The following is a 12,818-nucleotide window of genomic DNA, read 5'->3' as shown; positions in this document are numbered from 1 at the left end:
TCTTCTACTCGGTCCGGGCGAGGATTTCCTTCTCCGCCTCGGTCTTCAATTCCGGGGGGAGCAAAAAACCGGCGAGCGCAGCCCCCATCATGAGCAGGTCGCAAGGTTCCATGGTCTGCATTTCCTGCGGGGTGATCTTGGGGTCGGAGACGCGCGGCACGACCGTCACGATGGCGTCGGTGTTCATGTCCAGCAATTCGCGCAGGCTGACGCCGCGCAGCGCGCCGGCATTGGGCTTGTGCAGGGTGATGTCGGCGACTTCCTTGTCGCCGCGCTTGATCGGTGCCGAAAGGGTGACGGCGGTTGTGTTCTGCATGGTTTTCTCCTTGAGGGGTTCCGCTCACCCAGGCCGCCCGGTGCGCTGGTGCGCCCGGGCGGTCTTGTCGGCAGGCTCGCGGGGGGGTATGCCTTACGCCAGGCCGACCGCCTTGCGTTGCTCTTCGAGCAGGTCCTTGCCATTGACGACGAAGATCATGCCCAGGGCGTCGTACTCGATCAGGACTTCGCCGTCGACCATCAGCTTGTAGTAGGTCAGGCTGGTCTTGATCTTGGTCACGGTCTTTTCCTTGACCTTGGCGTTGCCCATGTCGATTTCGGCATGCCGGCCACGCACGACAATTTCAACGGCGTGCGTGTCGCCGGTGTCTTCACGCTGGTAAGCGCCTGCGAAGCGCAGCATGATCGCGTCCGCCTTGGCGGCACCGAATTGCTTGATCGCGGAAAACACCAGTCCGGCGCAGGTCCAGTCGAGTTCCATCTTCTCGGCGCCCATGTCGATGTCGATCGGGCCTGCCATGCCCGCCCCCTCGTACTCTTCCATCTTGCGGGCGAGCTTGGGCAGGGTGATTTCCTCGGCCACGCCCATGAGCGATTCGCCGTCGGCGTAGAGGTTGAACTGTTTGAGATTGTTCGGGAGCATGTCTTTCTCCAGTCAGGATCAGGCGGCGGCCATGCGCGACGCGAAGTCGAGCATGTGGCGGTCGGTGATGCGCTGGCGGAAGAGCAGGTTTTCCAGCGGTGGCACCGGGGTGTAGTCGTAGTCGATGTAGAGCTTGCCGGCCTTGAGCACGGCGGGTTCGTTGATGGCCGCATCGAACCAGCAGTCGAAGCCGAGCAGGTAGCCCAGGCGCACCAGCTCGCGGCCCTTGGCCTTGACGCCCTCGATGATGTCGCGGGCCAGGCTGGGGTTGAGCGGCTTGTCGACCGCCCACATGTGCGCCTCGGCAATGGTGTCGGCCAGCACGTGGGCGGTGCGGGCTGCGGATTCAAACGCGAACAGCGGGTCGTCGGAACAGGTGCGCGAGCCCCAGAAGCGGTAGCCGTCGCGGCGCACCAGCGTGGTGACCTCGTTGCTGTTGAGGTAGCCGGCGTCGGTCGATGGGTCCTGCAGGTCGAAATAGACGTCCTGGCTGATGCCGGTAACGCCCTGGACGGCGACGTTGGAGAGGGTCTTGTGCCAGCCGTAGGTTTCGTCGATATAGGCCCGCAAGCCAAGTGCTCGGGCAGTGGCCGGTGCGTTGGCGGTGGCATTGGCTACTGTGTCCCAGCGGGTGAATTCCGGCCAGATGATCATGGCTTCGCGGTCGCCGAAGTTGTCGCGGTAGGTGACGGCCTCTTCCTTGGTCTCGCAGCCATAGGCCGAGAGGTAGGCCATGGCGCGGGTCTTCTTGGCGATGGCGGTCAGCTCGGTGGCAACGGGCAGTGAGTCGAGGCCGGGCACACCCAGGATGCGCGGCTTGAAGCCGAAGCGCGCCTGCGAGCCGAGCAGGGCCTTGACGCCGGTGAGTTGGCCGCCGTCAGTCACGCTGCCGACCAGGTTGCTGGTGGTTTCGGCATCGGTGGTGCCCTTGGGCACCCGCACGATGACGCAGAGCGGGCTGCCGTGGTCGGCAATGGCGTCCAGCGTCGGCGCGAGCGTGCCGAGGTCGCCGGCCTTGCCGCTGGCGGCGAGCACATCGGAGACCAGGACGGGCGTGTTGAGGGGGAAGAAATCGGCATCGGCGTCGTCAGCAACGGCGGCGAAGCCGATGGTGGCGGTCTCGATGGTGCGGATCGGGCGGATGCCCTCGTTGAATTCGAGGACCCGTACACCGTGATGGTAATCGGACATGGGTGGCGCTCCTGGCTAAGGTGTGCCACCCATGGTGCCGACCTCGCGCGCACGGGTCACGCGGCGCCGGGTGTAGGGTAGGGGGTTACTGCTGAAATTTTTGAGCGCGCTAATCCTGGTCCGGGTATCGAGCCTTGATTTCAGAGACCTTGTCATTCCATGAGCCGGTCGGCACCTCGCCTCGCTGCTCTTTGAAAAAGATAGGGTCTGATTCCTGCTGGTAGGCGATTGCGCGTAACTGCCTTTGGGTCAGCGGTGGCTGCGGCTCTGCCGGCGGCGAACTGGCAGGCGCTTGTTCGACTTCGACAAAACCGGCCGCGCTGATTTCGTCGGCGGTTGCAAAATCAAACCAGTTCGCTGGATAACTATTTCCGTTCGCTACGAAGGCGGCACCGTGACTTACCATCTGCCCATCGGTCGAATTGACGTAAATTTTCATTGAATGCGCTCCTATTTTGGATATCTGATGACGACAACGCCACGAGCCCCGTTGCCGGCGGCCGGGCCATCAGAGCCGCCACCGCCACCGCCGTAATTTCCTCCGTTCTGTCCGGTGTAGCTACCGCCCTGACCCGAGTACGGAACGACTCCGTATCCGCCGGCATCCCCGCCTTTGGTTGAGCGGGTCACAGGGCCGCCGTTGTAGTTTGCAATGTTTCCACCTGACCCGACACCGCCCGGGGCGCCTGCGTTGTTATAGCCAGCGCCGGTGCCGCCAGTCGCCGATAAACCGGAAAACGCGCTCGGGCCGCCGCTGCCGCCAGCCCCTGTATATGGCACCCCAGCACCGCCAGCGCCGACAGTGACAGGGATACTCCCTGGCGTCAGGTTGACCGTTCCAACGGACGCGCCACCGCCTGCGCCAGACCATGATCCGCCGGAATATGTAGCGTTCGCCCCTCCGCCACCGCCGATCACATATGCGGTAGCAACGGCAGACCCGGAAATGACGGTTAGTTCGCCGCTCTCAGTAAACGTGTGATATCGATATTGAGAATCCTCGGTGACAACCCCGCCAATGGCGGAAAACCCTCCGATTGAAATTGGCATAAACATGGTTACACCGCGTCCAGTCGGGCACCGATAAACTCCAGAGTATTTCCGGCGCCGCCGATGAAACTGAGGATGTCGGTCTTGTTTGCGGCTGTCGTTAAAGTCGGCGCGCCATTTCCACCAAATTTAAAGGCCGAGTTCCACGACAAGACACGGCCGCCGCTTGCGTCCTGGGTGACTCTCAGAATATACAGCGCATCCTGCAGGATATTTGTCGGCGCATTCATGGTTCGGTTGCCGGCAATCGTCAATCTGACGACCTGGCCGTTTGTGTCGCCGTTCCATGCAATTCCGGTGGCGTCTGTGAGACTTCCCGCCATTGGCCGTTGCTGAGCAGTCCAAGTCTGCTTTGCGTTGGTCTTGGCGGTGGCGGCATCGAGCGGCTGTTTGCCCGCCAGGGCATTGGTCATTGTCGTGGCGAAGTTCGCATCGTTGCCGAGGGCAGCGGCAAGCTCCTGCAGGGTATCGAGGGCAGCCGGGGAGCTATTGACGAGTTCGGCAACGGCAGCCTGGACAAACGCGGTGTTGGCCAGTTGCGTATTGCTGGTGCCGGCGGCGGCGGTCGGGGCCGTCGGCGTGCCGGTCAATGCTGGGCTTGCCAAAGGTGCAGCCCCAAGCGTCGCCAGCGCTGCCGCCGCATTTGCATCGTCAAGCAGGGTTCGGGCGAACGCCGTCAGGTCGGTCAGAGCTGCAGCGCCGCTGCCCGTGAAATAGGGCAGCTTGTTCGCCGCAGAGACCAGTCCAGCCAGGGCAGTCAGCTCGGCATCGAGCGGCTGGGCGCCTTCTAGAAATGATTCGATTAGGTTCCGCAGAAATTTGGTTCGGTTCGCCAGTTGCTTGGCTTGCAGATTATCAATGCCGTCCGGGCCGCCTTGGACGGGATCGTCTTCTTCGAGCTGGTAAATGCCTTCCGGCCATTCGTTCGATTCGGGCAAGTTCGCCATGCTGACTCCTAGATTGTGGTATTGACTATGCCGCGTGTATAGCTGCCGTTTCGCAGGGCAAATCCATTACGACGGATCAGCGCCTCCTTGAAATCGATAGCGGTGAGGATCACGCAATTGCGCTGTACTGCAGCCAGCATCCGCCTGATCAGCACCGCTTGGTCGATCGTCACGGCGCGCCGCAGGATGATTCGATATGTGGCCCAGCCCTTTTGTCCGCGACGACGGTGCAGGCCGTTTCTGTTCGCAACACCGTTGTGATGGATATAGTCGTTGCGTTCGAGCAAGGTCGCATCCGGCTGACCGAGAGAGTCGAGCGCCCGGCGTATTGCTGCCGGAGTCCCTTTCTGTTGGTGGATTAGTCTGGACTCCCGGATTACCGCGCGCTTTCTATCTTCAGCCAAAGATTCGTTCCACTCGTCGACCGACAGCGACCAGGCCAGCCAGGGGAGAATGGTTGCCGGGCAGGTGTCAGCGTTCCAGAGGCCTCTGACGAGCGTAGGAATCGCATCCAGGCGTTGCGATACCGTGGCATCAATGGCACGCTCAAGCGGCGTGGTGTTCGGCGGCAGCAGGCTCATGCTGATATCCCAGCAACGGTGATGTTGATACCGGTGCAGTACGGTGCCTGACCGTTGGCGCAGATCACATCCGACGGCGGGGTGATGACACTGACCATTTTTACCCCTGGCACGTGTGCCGCCGCGTCAATCGCTGATCGATGAATGTCAGCATTTAGCCTGTGATTGTCGTCGGCGAACTTCTGCAGAGCGGCCAGCGCGGCACTCAGACCGACCTCAACGCTGGGGCCGGCAAAAAATGTGAGAGCAATATCTAGCGTGTATTCCACGATCTCGGCCGGCGCCACAACGACCGCTTCAGACAATGGGCGCCTTGATTCTGCCGTCAGTGCTGCATCGACAGCGGCGACGATCTCAGCATCTGGCACCCCGGCGCCATCGCGTGACAGCACAAAAATCCGCGTAGTGCCACCTTCCGGGCAGTCTACGGATGCATCCTTGACGCGACCGTCGGCGCTCATTGCAAAAAATCGATAGGCCTGGGTAGGCCCTGCCACCGAATAGCTCTCCGGCTTCAGCGCCAGGCGCGCACGATAGTCAGCATCCGATTCCATGGTCGCGGCCGTTGGGGGGATCGTGGATGGATCGCCTGCTGAGACGACAAGTCGGGCCTCCTGGTAATAGGTGGCCCCGATATGATCAAGGTCGGCGCCAACGGCCCTGGCTAGTAGCAGCGCCCTGGCCTCGTCGTTGTATCGACCCCGCAGACTCAGTTCGCGGTACGCGAAAACCTGCATTAGCTTGATCAGCGGATCGGATTCCAGGTCGATGACCAGGGCGGCTGCCGGGTAACGGCTGATTAGGTCGGCCTTTATTTCGCTAAGGATTGTTTCGAAGGCCAGGGCCTCGATGACATCGGGCGCTGGGAGACTGGAAATATCGACGGTCATTTGAGCGCCTGCTGGATTGTGATTGGCTGGCCAACGCGCTGGCCAAGGCGTTTAACTGCCTGCATGACTACCGCAACACGCCCGGCACTATCCTGATCTACCGTTACAGTCGTGACGGCCAGCCTCGGCTCCCAGCGCTGAATCGCCATAACGGTGGCTGACATCAGGCGCAGCCGGTTGGCCGGGTTATAGGGGTGGTCAATCAGGTCAGGGATGATCGAGCCGTAAGGCCGGCGCTCGACGCGTGAGCCGATTGGCGTGGTCAGGATGTCGGCAACGGACTGGCGGATGTGATCGTCCTCGGTCAGCCGGTGGCCGGAATTTCTGGACATCATTGCGGCTGCCCCGTTGATCCACCACCAGGCTGGACGCCATCATGTGTATGCGTATGTAGGACAATGCCATTGCTGGACAGGTCACCGTCGACATGCGTCATGTTCCCGGTAATCTGGCTGCCGTTTCCGCTGGTGCCGCCGTTGCCGCGCAGGCCGTTCAGGTAGGTCAGCAGATCCTCGACCTTGACCTGTCCGGTGAAGGTCACTTCCGGGCAGTCGAACACGCCGCTGTCGGCGGCTTCGACTAGAAAGGTGTTGATGCCGGTGACGGTCAGCCGGCTGGCGGCATGGTCATAGGTAAAGGTGGCGCCGTCCGGGAAGCGGATTACATGCTCGACCGGGTTGTGGCTGGGCGTGTCGATCTCGTCGGATGGCGCACCATAGATCACCAGGCCTTGTTCTGGCACGCCCGATGGCGACAGGATGACGCATTGTTCGCCGATGGTCGGCGGGTTCCAGGTGGTTGTCTCGCCGGCGCGTCGCTCCATCCAGCGCAGCCAGCCGGTGACCAGGCGCCCGGACTGCACGCGGACGCGCTTCTTCGCGTGGTCCACAGAGTGGATTGTTCCGACGCGAATCAGGTTTTCCAGCAGGCGGGAGAGTTCGGCGATATCCATGTCGCCGATGATGCCGGCCTCGCGCGCGCATGGCTTGCGCGGCCGGGTGTAGGGCGGCGCCTTACTCCCGGCCGGCGAGGTGATCGGTGGTGATTTCCCGGATCAGGTCGATATCGGCCTCGGTAAAACCGAGCAGCTCGCGCTTGGGGTAGTCGATCTGCAGCGCGCGGCGGCGATTGACGTAGTCGCGCAGGCCACCGTGGTGAACAGCGGCGATGCGTGCGACGCTGTCGACGAACCGGACAACGGATTCTTCTGGCGTGCTGGCGGCCTTGAGATAGCGGGCGGTGCGCAGCTTGGCAAACATGGTCCGCCGGATGCGGCCTTGCTTTCGCCGCATCTGCGGCTTGCGGGGCTCGTAGGGCGTGCCATCCGGATTCTCCTGGGCGGCGATGCGCTGTGCCTGCCGTCGCTGTAGCGCCTTGGCAATTTCTGCCGCCAGTTGGCGCCGGGCGCCTGGCTCGAGGTTGGCGATCAGATCGGCCGCGAAAGCATCGAGCGCCGGCAGCGGGTCATTCTGGCTCATCGCTGCCCGGGTAAATCATCTGCCAGCCGGTTGGGCCGGTAAGGTCCGGCAAGGGCGGTTCATCGACGTGGGTGCAGCTATAGCCCCCGCCTTCGGTTGGATTCACGATCACCCGCTCGGAGAGTTCCAGGACGATGCGCACGTCGGCCTTGTCGGCGTCGATGATCTCGGCTTCGAACTCGATGGCGCGGCTTTTACTCTCCGGCGACAGCAGGATGTCCGGCTGGTGCTCGCTGATCCAGATCAGGATCGGGACGTTGAGGACATCGGTGGGCTCGCCGAAGTCGGTGACGATGATTTCAAGCTGGTAGTGCTGCTCGTAGCTCAGGTTGCTGCCGAACTGGGAACTGACCCGCCCCTTGTTCACGAACATGTGCAGTTTGTCCGGATGCCGGGCAAGGTCCGGCACCCATTGCTGTAGGTGGGAGCGCAGGTTGGTCGGCTTTTTCACGGCTTTGCCCCCGCCAGAACGCGCTGGCGACGTTGCCACCCTTCCAGCTTGGCTTCGGTTTCCCGGCAGGTTCGGTAGTTGTCGCCGACGGTTTCGAGGGCGACGTTGTCGGGGACGGGAGCGGCTTCATGCGTTCCGCCGGCTCCATCAGCCAGGGGTCCGGTGGCGGATCCTTCGGGCACAGTGCCAGCGGCGGCGGCGTCATGGCGCACGCGCCAAGTGCCAGGCAGGACAACACGACGATCAGGCGGCGTGACTTCAACATAGCGGAGTACCTCACGGGTGACGATGCGTTCTTTCGGCGCCTGGGCGGCGCGCAGAGTGGCGTTCTCTGCAGTCAGGGATTCGCCGACGCCTTGCAGCTCGACGATGCGCTCGGCGTAGGCCAGGGTAACGTCGAGCAGCTTTTCTGCTTGGGCTTTTTCGGTGCGTTCGACGCCGATCCGCCAGCCGCCGAAGAACAGCAGCGTGCCGATCAGCGCGATGAGCGCCCAGCGCCCGAGCGCTTCGGTGATGCCTGCGGGAATGGTCGGCAGCATGATCAGGCCGCCTTGGCGAGTTCAAATCCGGCGTAGCGCTCGTAGGCGCGTGCCAGCTTGATGTCGTAGGCGTTGGCCTTGTAGGCCGGGCCGTTGTAGATCCGCGCGAAGTCTGCCCACTTGCGTGCCTTGAGAGCCTTGTGCAGCGCGGGGTCGGCCTCGATGAAGCGGGCGAAGGCGTCCAGATGATCGGCTTCACTGCGGTGCATGGCGGTGACAAATTCGTCGATCGACGCGTAGCCGAGCACCAGCCAGTGGTAGCCCATGATCTGGTACTGGCCCCAGCTGCAAGCGCCATAGGCGACAACCGGCGCAACGAGCGTCAGCGCGGTGCGCAGCCGGGACCATTCGGCAGCGCCGCCAGCGTAGCCGCCACGCTTTTCGTTGATCAGGTTCGGGTAGCGCTGTGCCAGGGCAATGGCGGCATCGGCCGGTACACCGGTTTCACCCAGCAGGCCGAAGGCCTTGTGGCGTTCGTACAGGATCGCCGGGCGGCCGTCGGGCAGGAATCCACGGCCGCTGGACTCCACCTCGTTCACTGCCTTGATCGAGGCGATATCGATGCCGAGCCGGCTGGCGGCGGCGATCAGATCCTTTTCGCCGAGCAGCCGCTTGTCCTTCTCGCGGGTGATCAGGGTGGCAAGGGTCTTCGGGCCGGCGATGCCGTCCACGACCAGGCCGACACGGGCCTGGAAGGCGCGGACAGCGGCTTCCGTGACATCACCAAACCAGCCATCGACCGACAGCTTGAAGCCGGCGGTGTTGAGTTCTCGCTGCAGGGTGGCGACCTGTTGGCCGGTGCTGCCGTTACGCATGGCGATCTCCTTGTTTGCGGTGATTGAACAGGTGGCGCAGCCGGCGCTCGCCCATCAGCAGGATGGCGATGCCGCAGGCCAGGATGACGGTGGCAGGGTTGGTGCTGCCGCCGTCGAGCAGGCCGAAGATGCCGAGCAGGGCGCCGAGGGCGATCAGCAGCAGGGCGTAGCGGATCGGCCAGGGCGTACAGGGCGACATCCGGTTAAGGGCCGGCTCACAGCGCACCAGGATGGCGCTGCAGGCGATGAGCAGCAGGAGCTTGAGGGCGAGGTCGATCATGTCAGGTCCTCCGCTTTTTTCTGGGCAATGCGAAGCAGGCCGGGACCGATGACGCGATGCGTCAAAAAGCCGGCTGCGAGGGCGAGGGGAAAGCCAACGGTGGGCGCCGGTACGTGCGCTGGCCACCAGTCGCTGCCGGTGATCCAGGCAAGCACAGGCGGCGCGGTCCAGGCAGCGACCAAGGCGGCAATCACGCCGCTGGTGAGCCGCTGGATGATCGGCAGCGGCGGCTGCACATAGGTGTTGTACCACCAGCAGCCGATGAAGCCGGCGACCAGGAACATCGGGTTGATGCCAGTAGCGATGCCGAGAACGACAAGGCCGCCGCTGGCGAGGGTTGGGGCGATGGGTTCGGCCATTGTGTCAGTCCCACAGGTTGATGGTTGCGCGGATGGAGGTTGCCGGGGCGCTATCCGGCAGGGTGACCAGCGTGCCTTCAGGCAGGATCGGGCCGAGGGCGGCAAGCCCCGGGTTGGCTTCGAGCACCGACTCGACCGGGGCGCTGCTGCCCAGGTGCCGCCAGCACAGGCTATCGACGCTGTCACCCTGATGCGACCGGACCTGCATCAGATCAACTCCACCGTGGTGCGGGTGCGGCCGGTCATGTCGGCAATCGCGGCATGCCAGTCTCGGCGGTGGTCGCCGATCTGCGATTCGAGCACCTCGGCGTCGCGGTCACCCTTGGCCGTGGTGTCGAAATCCCGTGTGCGCTCAAGCAGCAGGGCCTTGGTGAGCACGCCGACTGCTCGGCGATACTTGTGAATGAGCACGCTCTCGTCGTCGATCTGCTCGGCATCGATGCCGATCAGCGTGCTGGCGCCGAGATCCTGGTGCGCGATGCGCCAGGCGCGCAGGGCGTTGTTTGTCTCGGCGATGGCCTCGATCAACGATCCGCGCAGCCTGGCCGGGGTGGTCGTGTTGTCGATGCGATGTTCCTCCCGCACCTTCTTGGGGTCGATGTTCGGCCAGAAGGGGCCGGAGACGATCTCGGGCTCGGTGGTCGATGGGGAGGGGGCTTGGATGACTAGTGACATTGCGGGATCTCAGTGTTTTGTCCATCGTGCTGCCGTCCTCGCGCGCGCGCCAGCTTTCACGGCACTAGACTGGCCGCTTACAACCGCTGTGCTGAGGGGATTAGAAAATGCGCTTGAACCAGCCAGATAGCCGATCCATGCCGATATCAAACACCAGCGCGAATATCACCCCGGCCCCACACAACACGAAGCCAAGCAGGAACGCGATCAGATGGCTATCCATCACGCCCACACCCGATACGGCTGCTCCGGCGGCACCAGCAGCAGCACATCCGCCAGCGCGGCGCCCTGCTCTTCAGACAGATCAGCCAGCAGGTTCGCATGCCAGCCCGGCACCGTGGCCATTTCGGGCACCTCGACGCCATCGACCTCGACCGTCTCGCCGGTCGGCTTGTGGATCGTGCCGATCACATCCAGCGCGCAGCCCTCGGCCAGCAGATCGCCAGCATCGGAAGCCACCAGGACGCCGGCAGCAATCAGCGCCGCGCGCAGGGCTTCGGCGGTTTCGGCTTTGAGAAAGTGGTTTTGCATGGTCGATGTCCTTTACGCGGTGAGGGCCTGAAGTTCGGCGTTGGTGAGGCGCTTGGGGAAGTAGCGAAGTTTTCGGATATAGCCGTTGAGATAGCTACCATTTGGGTAGCTGCCGACATTCATGCGATTGATCGCTGGTATTAAACAAGAGGTATCTTCGGCCAGCGATGCGTTATTGACCGATACTGCAGACGCATTTTCCTTGTAGGCCAACGCACATTTCTGCACGTCGCCATTCGACCCGCTTGATCCTCTGTGAAAGTCGAGCTGCACAGCGCCTGCAACAGAGATTGCGCCATTCGAAGTAGTTGAATTTATAACGATCTGCATGCGATTACTCAACGTGCCATCGCTAGGACAAACCACGACCCGAGAACTGCCACCCGCCGCAGTGCTCGCCTCTGCGAAAATCGTCCCCTCTTGCTGGTTATACCAAGGCGACAGGGTATTGATCGACACGACATCAGCGGCCCGCGTAGCCTGCGCCCCGGTCGTCGGAATCCACGACGTAGCAAACGCCCCGACTTCGAGCTGCGCGTTGCGCACATCGCCGGTCACGGTCAGCGTCAGCGTGCCGGCGCTGGGCGTGAAGGTCAGCGCCACCCGGTTGTTCGCGCCCGTGCCGTTGAGCGTGGCGGTGTGCGCGCCACTGAGCGCGATCGATCCGGTACCGGTGAAGGTCAGTGTTTTCGCGACGCCACTCACCGCAACCGACTGCGTTGCCAACGTCGCCGAGTTCAACAGCATGTTCGTCCGCTGTTCCTCGATCAGCAGCCCCCGGCATGCCAGCGTTACCGGGTCGTAATCGATGCGCGGCACGTTGTTGCCCACGGTCTCCAGCACGCCGCTGGCGTTGAAGCGGGTCGCGGCACTGGCGCGGGTGAAGGTGATGATGTCGCCGAAAGCTTCACCCGCATCCATTCGGATGTACTGCTGGCCTGTGAAATCAAGACCCAGTGTTGGGCCTGACAATACGGCACGCTTGTGATAGATGGCGCGCACAGCCGCTGCGCCTCTGCGCAGTTTCATGTGATTGAGTAGCGGCATGGTTACACCACTATGTACAAAGTGTCGTCGGCTTTGGTTGCTATCGCGTCGTACTCGGCCTGCGAACCGGACCAGATTTTTGTAATCCCCCCGGTGAGAGTAGTGGAAGCCCGCACAAGCCCAGCTTCCTGGGCCAGCATGATCAAATCATCCCGCGATATACCGCTGATAAAAGCCTTGCGAATTGCTTCCTGGTCGGCTGTAGAAAGTGGGGCGAGCACCTTGTCGAGCAGCGCTTCACGCTTCTTTTTTGCGGGGGTCTTGAACATTTAAGGCTCCAGGGAGGGCGCGGTGGTCGGGTGGCTACCTTCGGTCAAGGAGAGAGAAACCGAGGGCGCCACCCGAGCCGCGCGGGTGCGGGGTCCGCTCTGTGTCAGGCGTCGCCGGCCGGGGCCGACGGTGCCGAGTTCTTGATGCTGCGTTCGATCAATTCGATGTCGCGCTTGACGCCGGCCTTGGCGTGTAGCTGCAGGGCACGGGTGAGGGCGTCGCGTGCTTCCGTCAGGTGGCCGGCGGCGCGCATGGCGTAGCCGATGGCCTTGGCAAGCTTGGCGCGCACTTCATCCGGCATGTCCTTACCCTCGGTCAGTTGGGAGACCTTGAGCAGCACCGGCAGGATGCCGACGCGCATGTCGTCGGTTTCCTTCAGGGCGACATGGGCGACTTCCTCGGCCAGCACACAGGGCACGTCGCGCTTGTACTGGTCGGGCATGGTGAGGCCGTGCTCGATGGCGTAGGCGCCGATCTTGATGGCGAGCGCGAAGTCGGCGATGTCGATGGCCCAGACGAAGACAGTCATCAGCACATCGTCCTGGCGACCGCTGCCGGCATCGAGTACGCCTTCAATCCAGGGCAGGTACTCGGGCAGCAGCGTGGCCTTGACTTCGATCTTGCGCTCGATGGACTGGATTTCCTTGAGCCGGCGCTTGTCTTCGGCGAGCTTGAGCAGCATCAGCTCATATTGGTTGGCGGCGCCAGCGGGAATTGTCTGGTCATCCTGGACAACAGCGGCGGTAGCCATGGCGCGCTCAAAGTGGGCTTTGGCGGGTGATTTCATGGGGTCTC

The 12,818-nt window shown here is 62.8% G+C and carries 22 protein-coding genes; all 22 read right to left on the bottom strand.

The features are described from left to right. Positions 1-4 precede the first annotated feature (4 nt). Complete coding sequence (locus tag AADV58_RS10250) at positions 5-316, bottom strand: phage tail assembly protein (protein WP_341743106.1); 312 nt, start codon at positions 314-316, stop codon at positions 5-7. Positions 317-409: 93 nt separating this feature from the next. Beyond that, positions 410-919: a phage major tail tube protein gene (locus tag AADV58_RS10245; protein ID WP_341743105.1), complete on the bottom strand. Its 510-nt coding sequence runs from the start codon at positions 917-919 to the stop codon at positions 410-412. A gap of 18 nt (positions 920-937) precedes the next feature. Next, positions 938-2,110, bottom strand: coding sequence for a phage tail sheath protein (locus AADV58_RS10240; protein WP_341743104.1), 1,173 nt, complete (start codon positions 2,108-2,110; stop codon positions 938-940). A 109-nt stretch (positions 2,111-2,219) separates the two neighbouring features. Further along, on the bottom strand, positions 2,220-2,549 hold the full coding sequence (locus tag AADV58_RS10235; protein WP_341743103.1) for a hypothetical protein: 330 nt from the start codon (positions 2,547-2,549) through the stop codon (positions 2,220-2,222). Between the two features lie 619 nt (positions 2,550-3,168). After that, complete coding sequence (locus tag AADV58_RS10230) at positions 3,169-4,107, bottom strand: hypothetical protein (RefSeq protein WP_341743102.1); 939 nt, start codon at positions 4,105-4,107, stop codon at positions 3,169-3,171. Between the two features lie 8 nt (positions 4,108-4,115). Then, the gene (locus AADV58_RS10225) at positions 4,116-4,688 is read right to left on the bottom strand and encodes a phage tail protein I (protein WP_341743101.1); all 573 of its coding nucleotides are present in this window, start codon (positions 4,686-4,688) and stop codon (positions 4,116-4,118) included. Continuing rightward, a complete protein-coding gene (locus AADV58_RS10220; RefSeq protein ID WP_341743100.1) occupies positions 4,685-5,578 on the bottom strand; it encodes a baseplate assembly protein in 894 nt (297 codons plus the stop codon). The genes AADV58_RS10225 and AADV58_RS10220 overlap by 4 nt, the downstream gene beginning before the upstream one ends. After that, positions 5,575-5,913 carry a GPW/gp25 family protein gene (locus tag AADV58_RS10215; RefSeq protein WP_341743099.1) on the bottom strand — a complete coding sequence of 113 codons (339 nt, stop codon included), beginning with the start codon at positions 5,911-5,913 and terminating at the stop codon, positions 5,575-5,577. Before AADV58_RS10215 ends, AADV58_RS10220 begins: the two co-directional genes overlap by 4 nt. Next, positions 5,910-6,530 (bottom strand): phage baseplate assembly protein V, encoded by a 621-nt coding sequence (locus AADV58_RS10210; RefSeq protein ID WP_341743098.1) that lies wholly within the window; start codon positions 6,528-6,530, stop codon positions 5,910-5,912. The genes AADV58_RS10215 and AADV58_RS10210 overlap by 4 nt, the downstream gene beginning before the upstream one ends. A gap of 61 nt (positions 6,531-6,591) precedes the next feature. Next, positions 6,592-7,056 carry a phage virion morphogenesis protein gene (locus AADV58_RS10205; protein WP_341743097.1) on the bottom strand — a complete coding sequence of 155 codons (465 nt, stop codon included), beginning with the start codon at positions 7,054-7,056 and terminating at the stop codon, positions 6,592-6,594. After that, complete coding sequence (locus AADV58_RS10200; protein WP_341743096.1) at positions 7,043-7,507, bottom strand: phage tail protein; 465 nt, start codon at positions 7,505-7,507, stop codon at positions 7,043-7,045. The genes AADV58_RS10205 and AADV58_RS10200 overlap by 14 nt, the downstream gene beginning before the upstream one ends. Further along, positions 7,504-8,046 carry a hypothetical protein gene (locus AADV58_RS10195; protein WP_341743095.1) on the bottom strand — a complete coding sequence of 181 codons (543 nt, stop codon included), beginning with the start codon at positions 8,044-8,046 and terminating at the stop codon, positions 7,504-7,506. The genes AADV58_RS10200 and AADV58_RS10195 overlap by 4 nt, the downstream gene beginning before the upstream one ends. A gap of 2 nt (positions 8,047-8,048) precedes the next feature. Continuing rightward, entirely contained in the window at positions 8,049-8,861 is an 813-nt protein-coding gene (locus tag AADV58_RS10190) for an N-acetylmuramidase family protein (protein WP_341743094.1), read from the bottom strand. After that, a complete protein-coding gene (locus AADV58_RS10185) occupies positions 8,854-9,141 on the bottom strand; it encodes a hypothetical protein (protein ID WP_341743093.1) in 288 nt (95 codons plus the stop codon). Before AADV58_RS10185 ends, AADV58_RS10190 begins: the two co-directional genes overlap by 8 nt. After that, positions 9,138-9,500, bottom strand: a complete 363-nt coding sequence (locus AADV58_RS10180) for a hypothetical protein (RefSeq protein ID WP_341743092.1) — start codon at positions 9,498-9,500, stop codon at positions 9,138-9,140. The genes AADV58_RS10185 and AADV58_RS10180 overlap by 4 nt, the downstream gene beginning before the upstream one ends. A gap of 4 nt (positions 9,501-9,504) precedes the next feature. Next, complete coding sequence (locus tag AADV58_RS10175; RefSeq protein ID WP_341743091.1) at positions 9,505-9,708, bottom strand: tail protein X; 204 nt, start codon at positions 9,706-9,708, stop codon at positions 9,505-9,507. Beyond that, positions 9,708-10,175 (bottom strand): head completion/stabilization protein, encoded by a 468-nt coding sequence (locus tag AADV58_RS10170; protein ID WP_341743090.1) that lies wholly within the window; start codon positions 10,173-10,175, stop codon positions 9,708-9,710. Before AADV58_RS10170 ends, AADV58_RS10175 begins: the two co-directional genes overlap by 1 nt. 100 nt (positions 10,176-10,275) lie before the next feature. Next, a complete protein-coding gene (locus AADV58_RS10165; protein ID WP_341743089.1) occupies positions 10,276-10,398 on the bottom strand; it encodes a hypothetical protein in 123 nt (40 codons plus the stop codon). Then, positions 10,398-10,706, bottom strand: coding sequence for a hypothetical protein (locus AADV58_RS10160; protein ID WP_341743088.1), 309 nt, complete (start codon positions 10,704-10,706; stop codon positions 10,398-10,400). Before AADV58_RS10160 ends, AADV58_RS10165 begins: the two co-directional genes overlap by 1 nt. Positions 10,707-10,718: 12 nt before the next feature. Further along, positions 10,719-11,753, bottom strand: coding sequence for a hypothetical protein (locus tag AADV58_RS10155; protein ID WP_341743087.1), 1,035 nt, complete (start codon positions 11,751-11,753; stop codon positions 10,719-10,721). A gap of 2 nt (positions 11,754-11,755) precedes the next feature. Continuing rightward, positions 11,756-12,022 carry a phage upper tail fiber protein gene (locus tag AADV58_RS10150; protein WP_341743086.1) on the bottom strand — a complete coding sequence of 89 codons (267 nt, stop codon included), beginning with the start codon at positions 12,020-12,022 and terminating at the stop codon, positions 11,756-11,758. A gap of 104 nt (positions 12,023-12,126) precedes the next feature. Then, complete coding sequence (gpM, locus tag AADV58_RS10145; protein WP_341743085.1) at positions 12,127-12,810, bottom strand: phage terminase small subunit; 684 nt, start codon at positions 12,808-12,810, stop codon at positions 12,127-12,129. Positions 12,811-12,818: the final 8 nt, after the last annotated feature.

Origin of the sequence: Azonexus hydrophilus (genome assembly GCF_038368255.1) — a bacterium.
Taxonomy (GTDB): Bacteria; Pseudomonadota; Gammaproteobacteria; order Burkholderiales; family Rhodocyclaceae; genus Azonexus; species Azonexus hydrophilus.
This window is presented reverse-complemented; position numbering and strand designations above follow the sequence as displayed.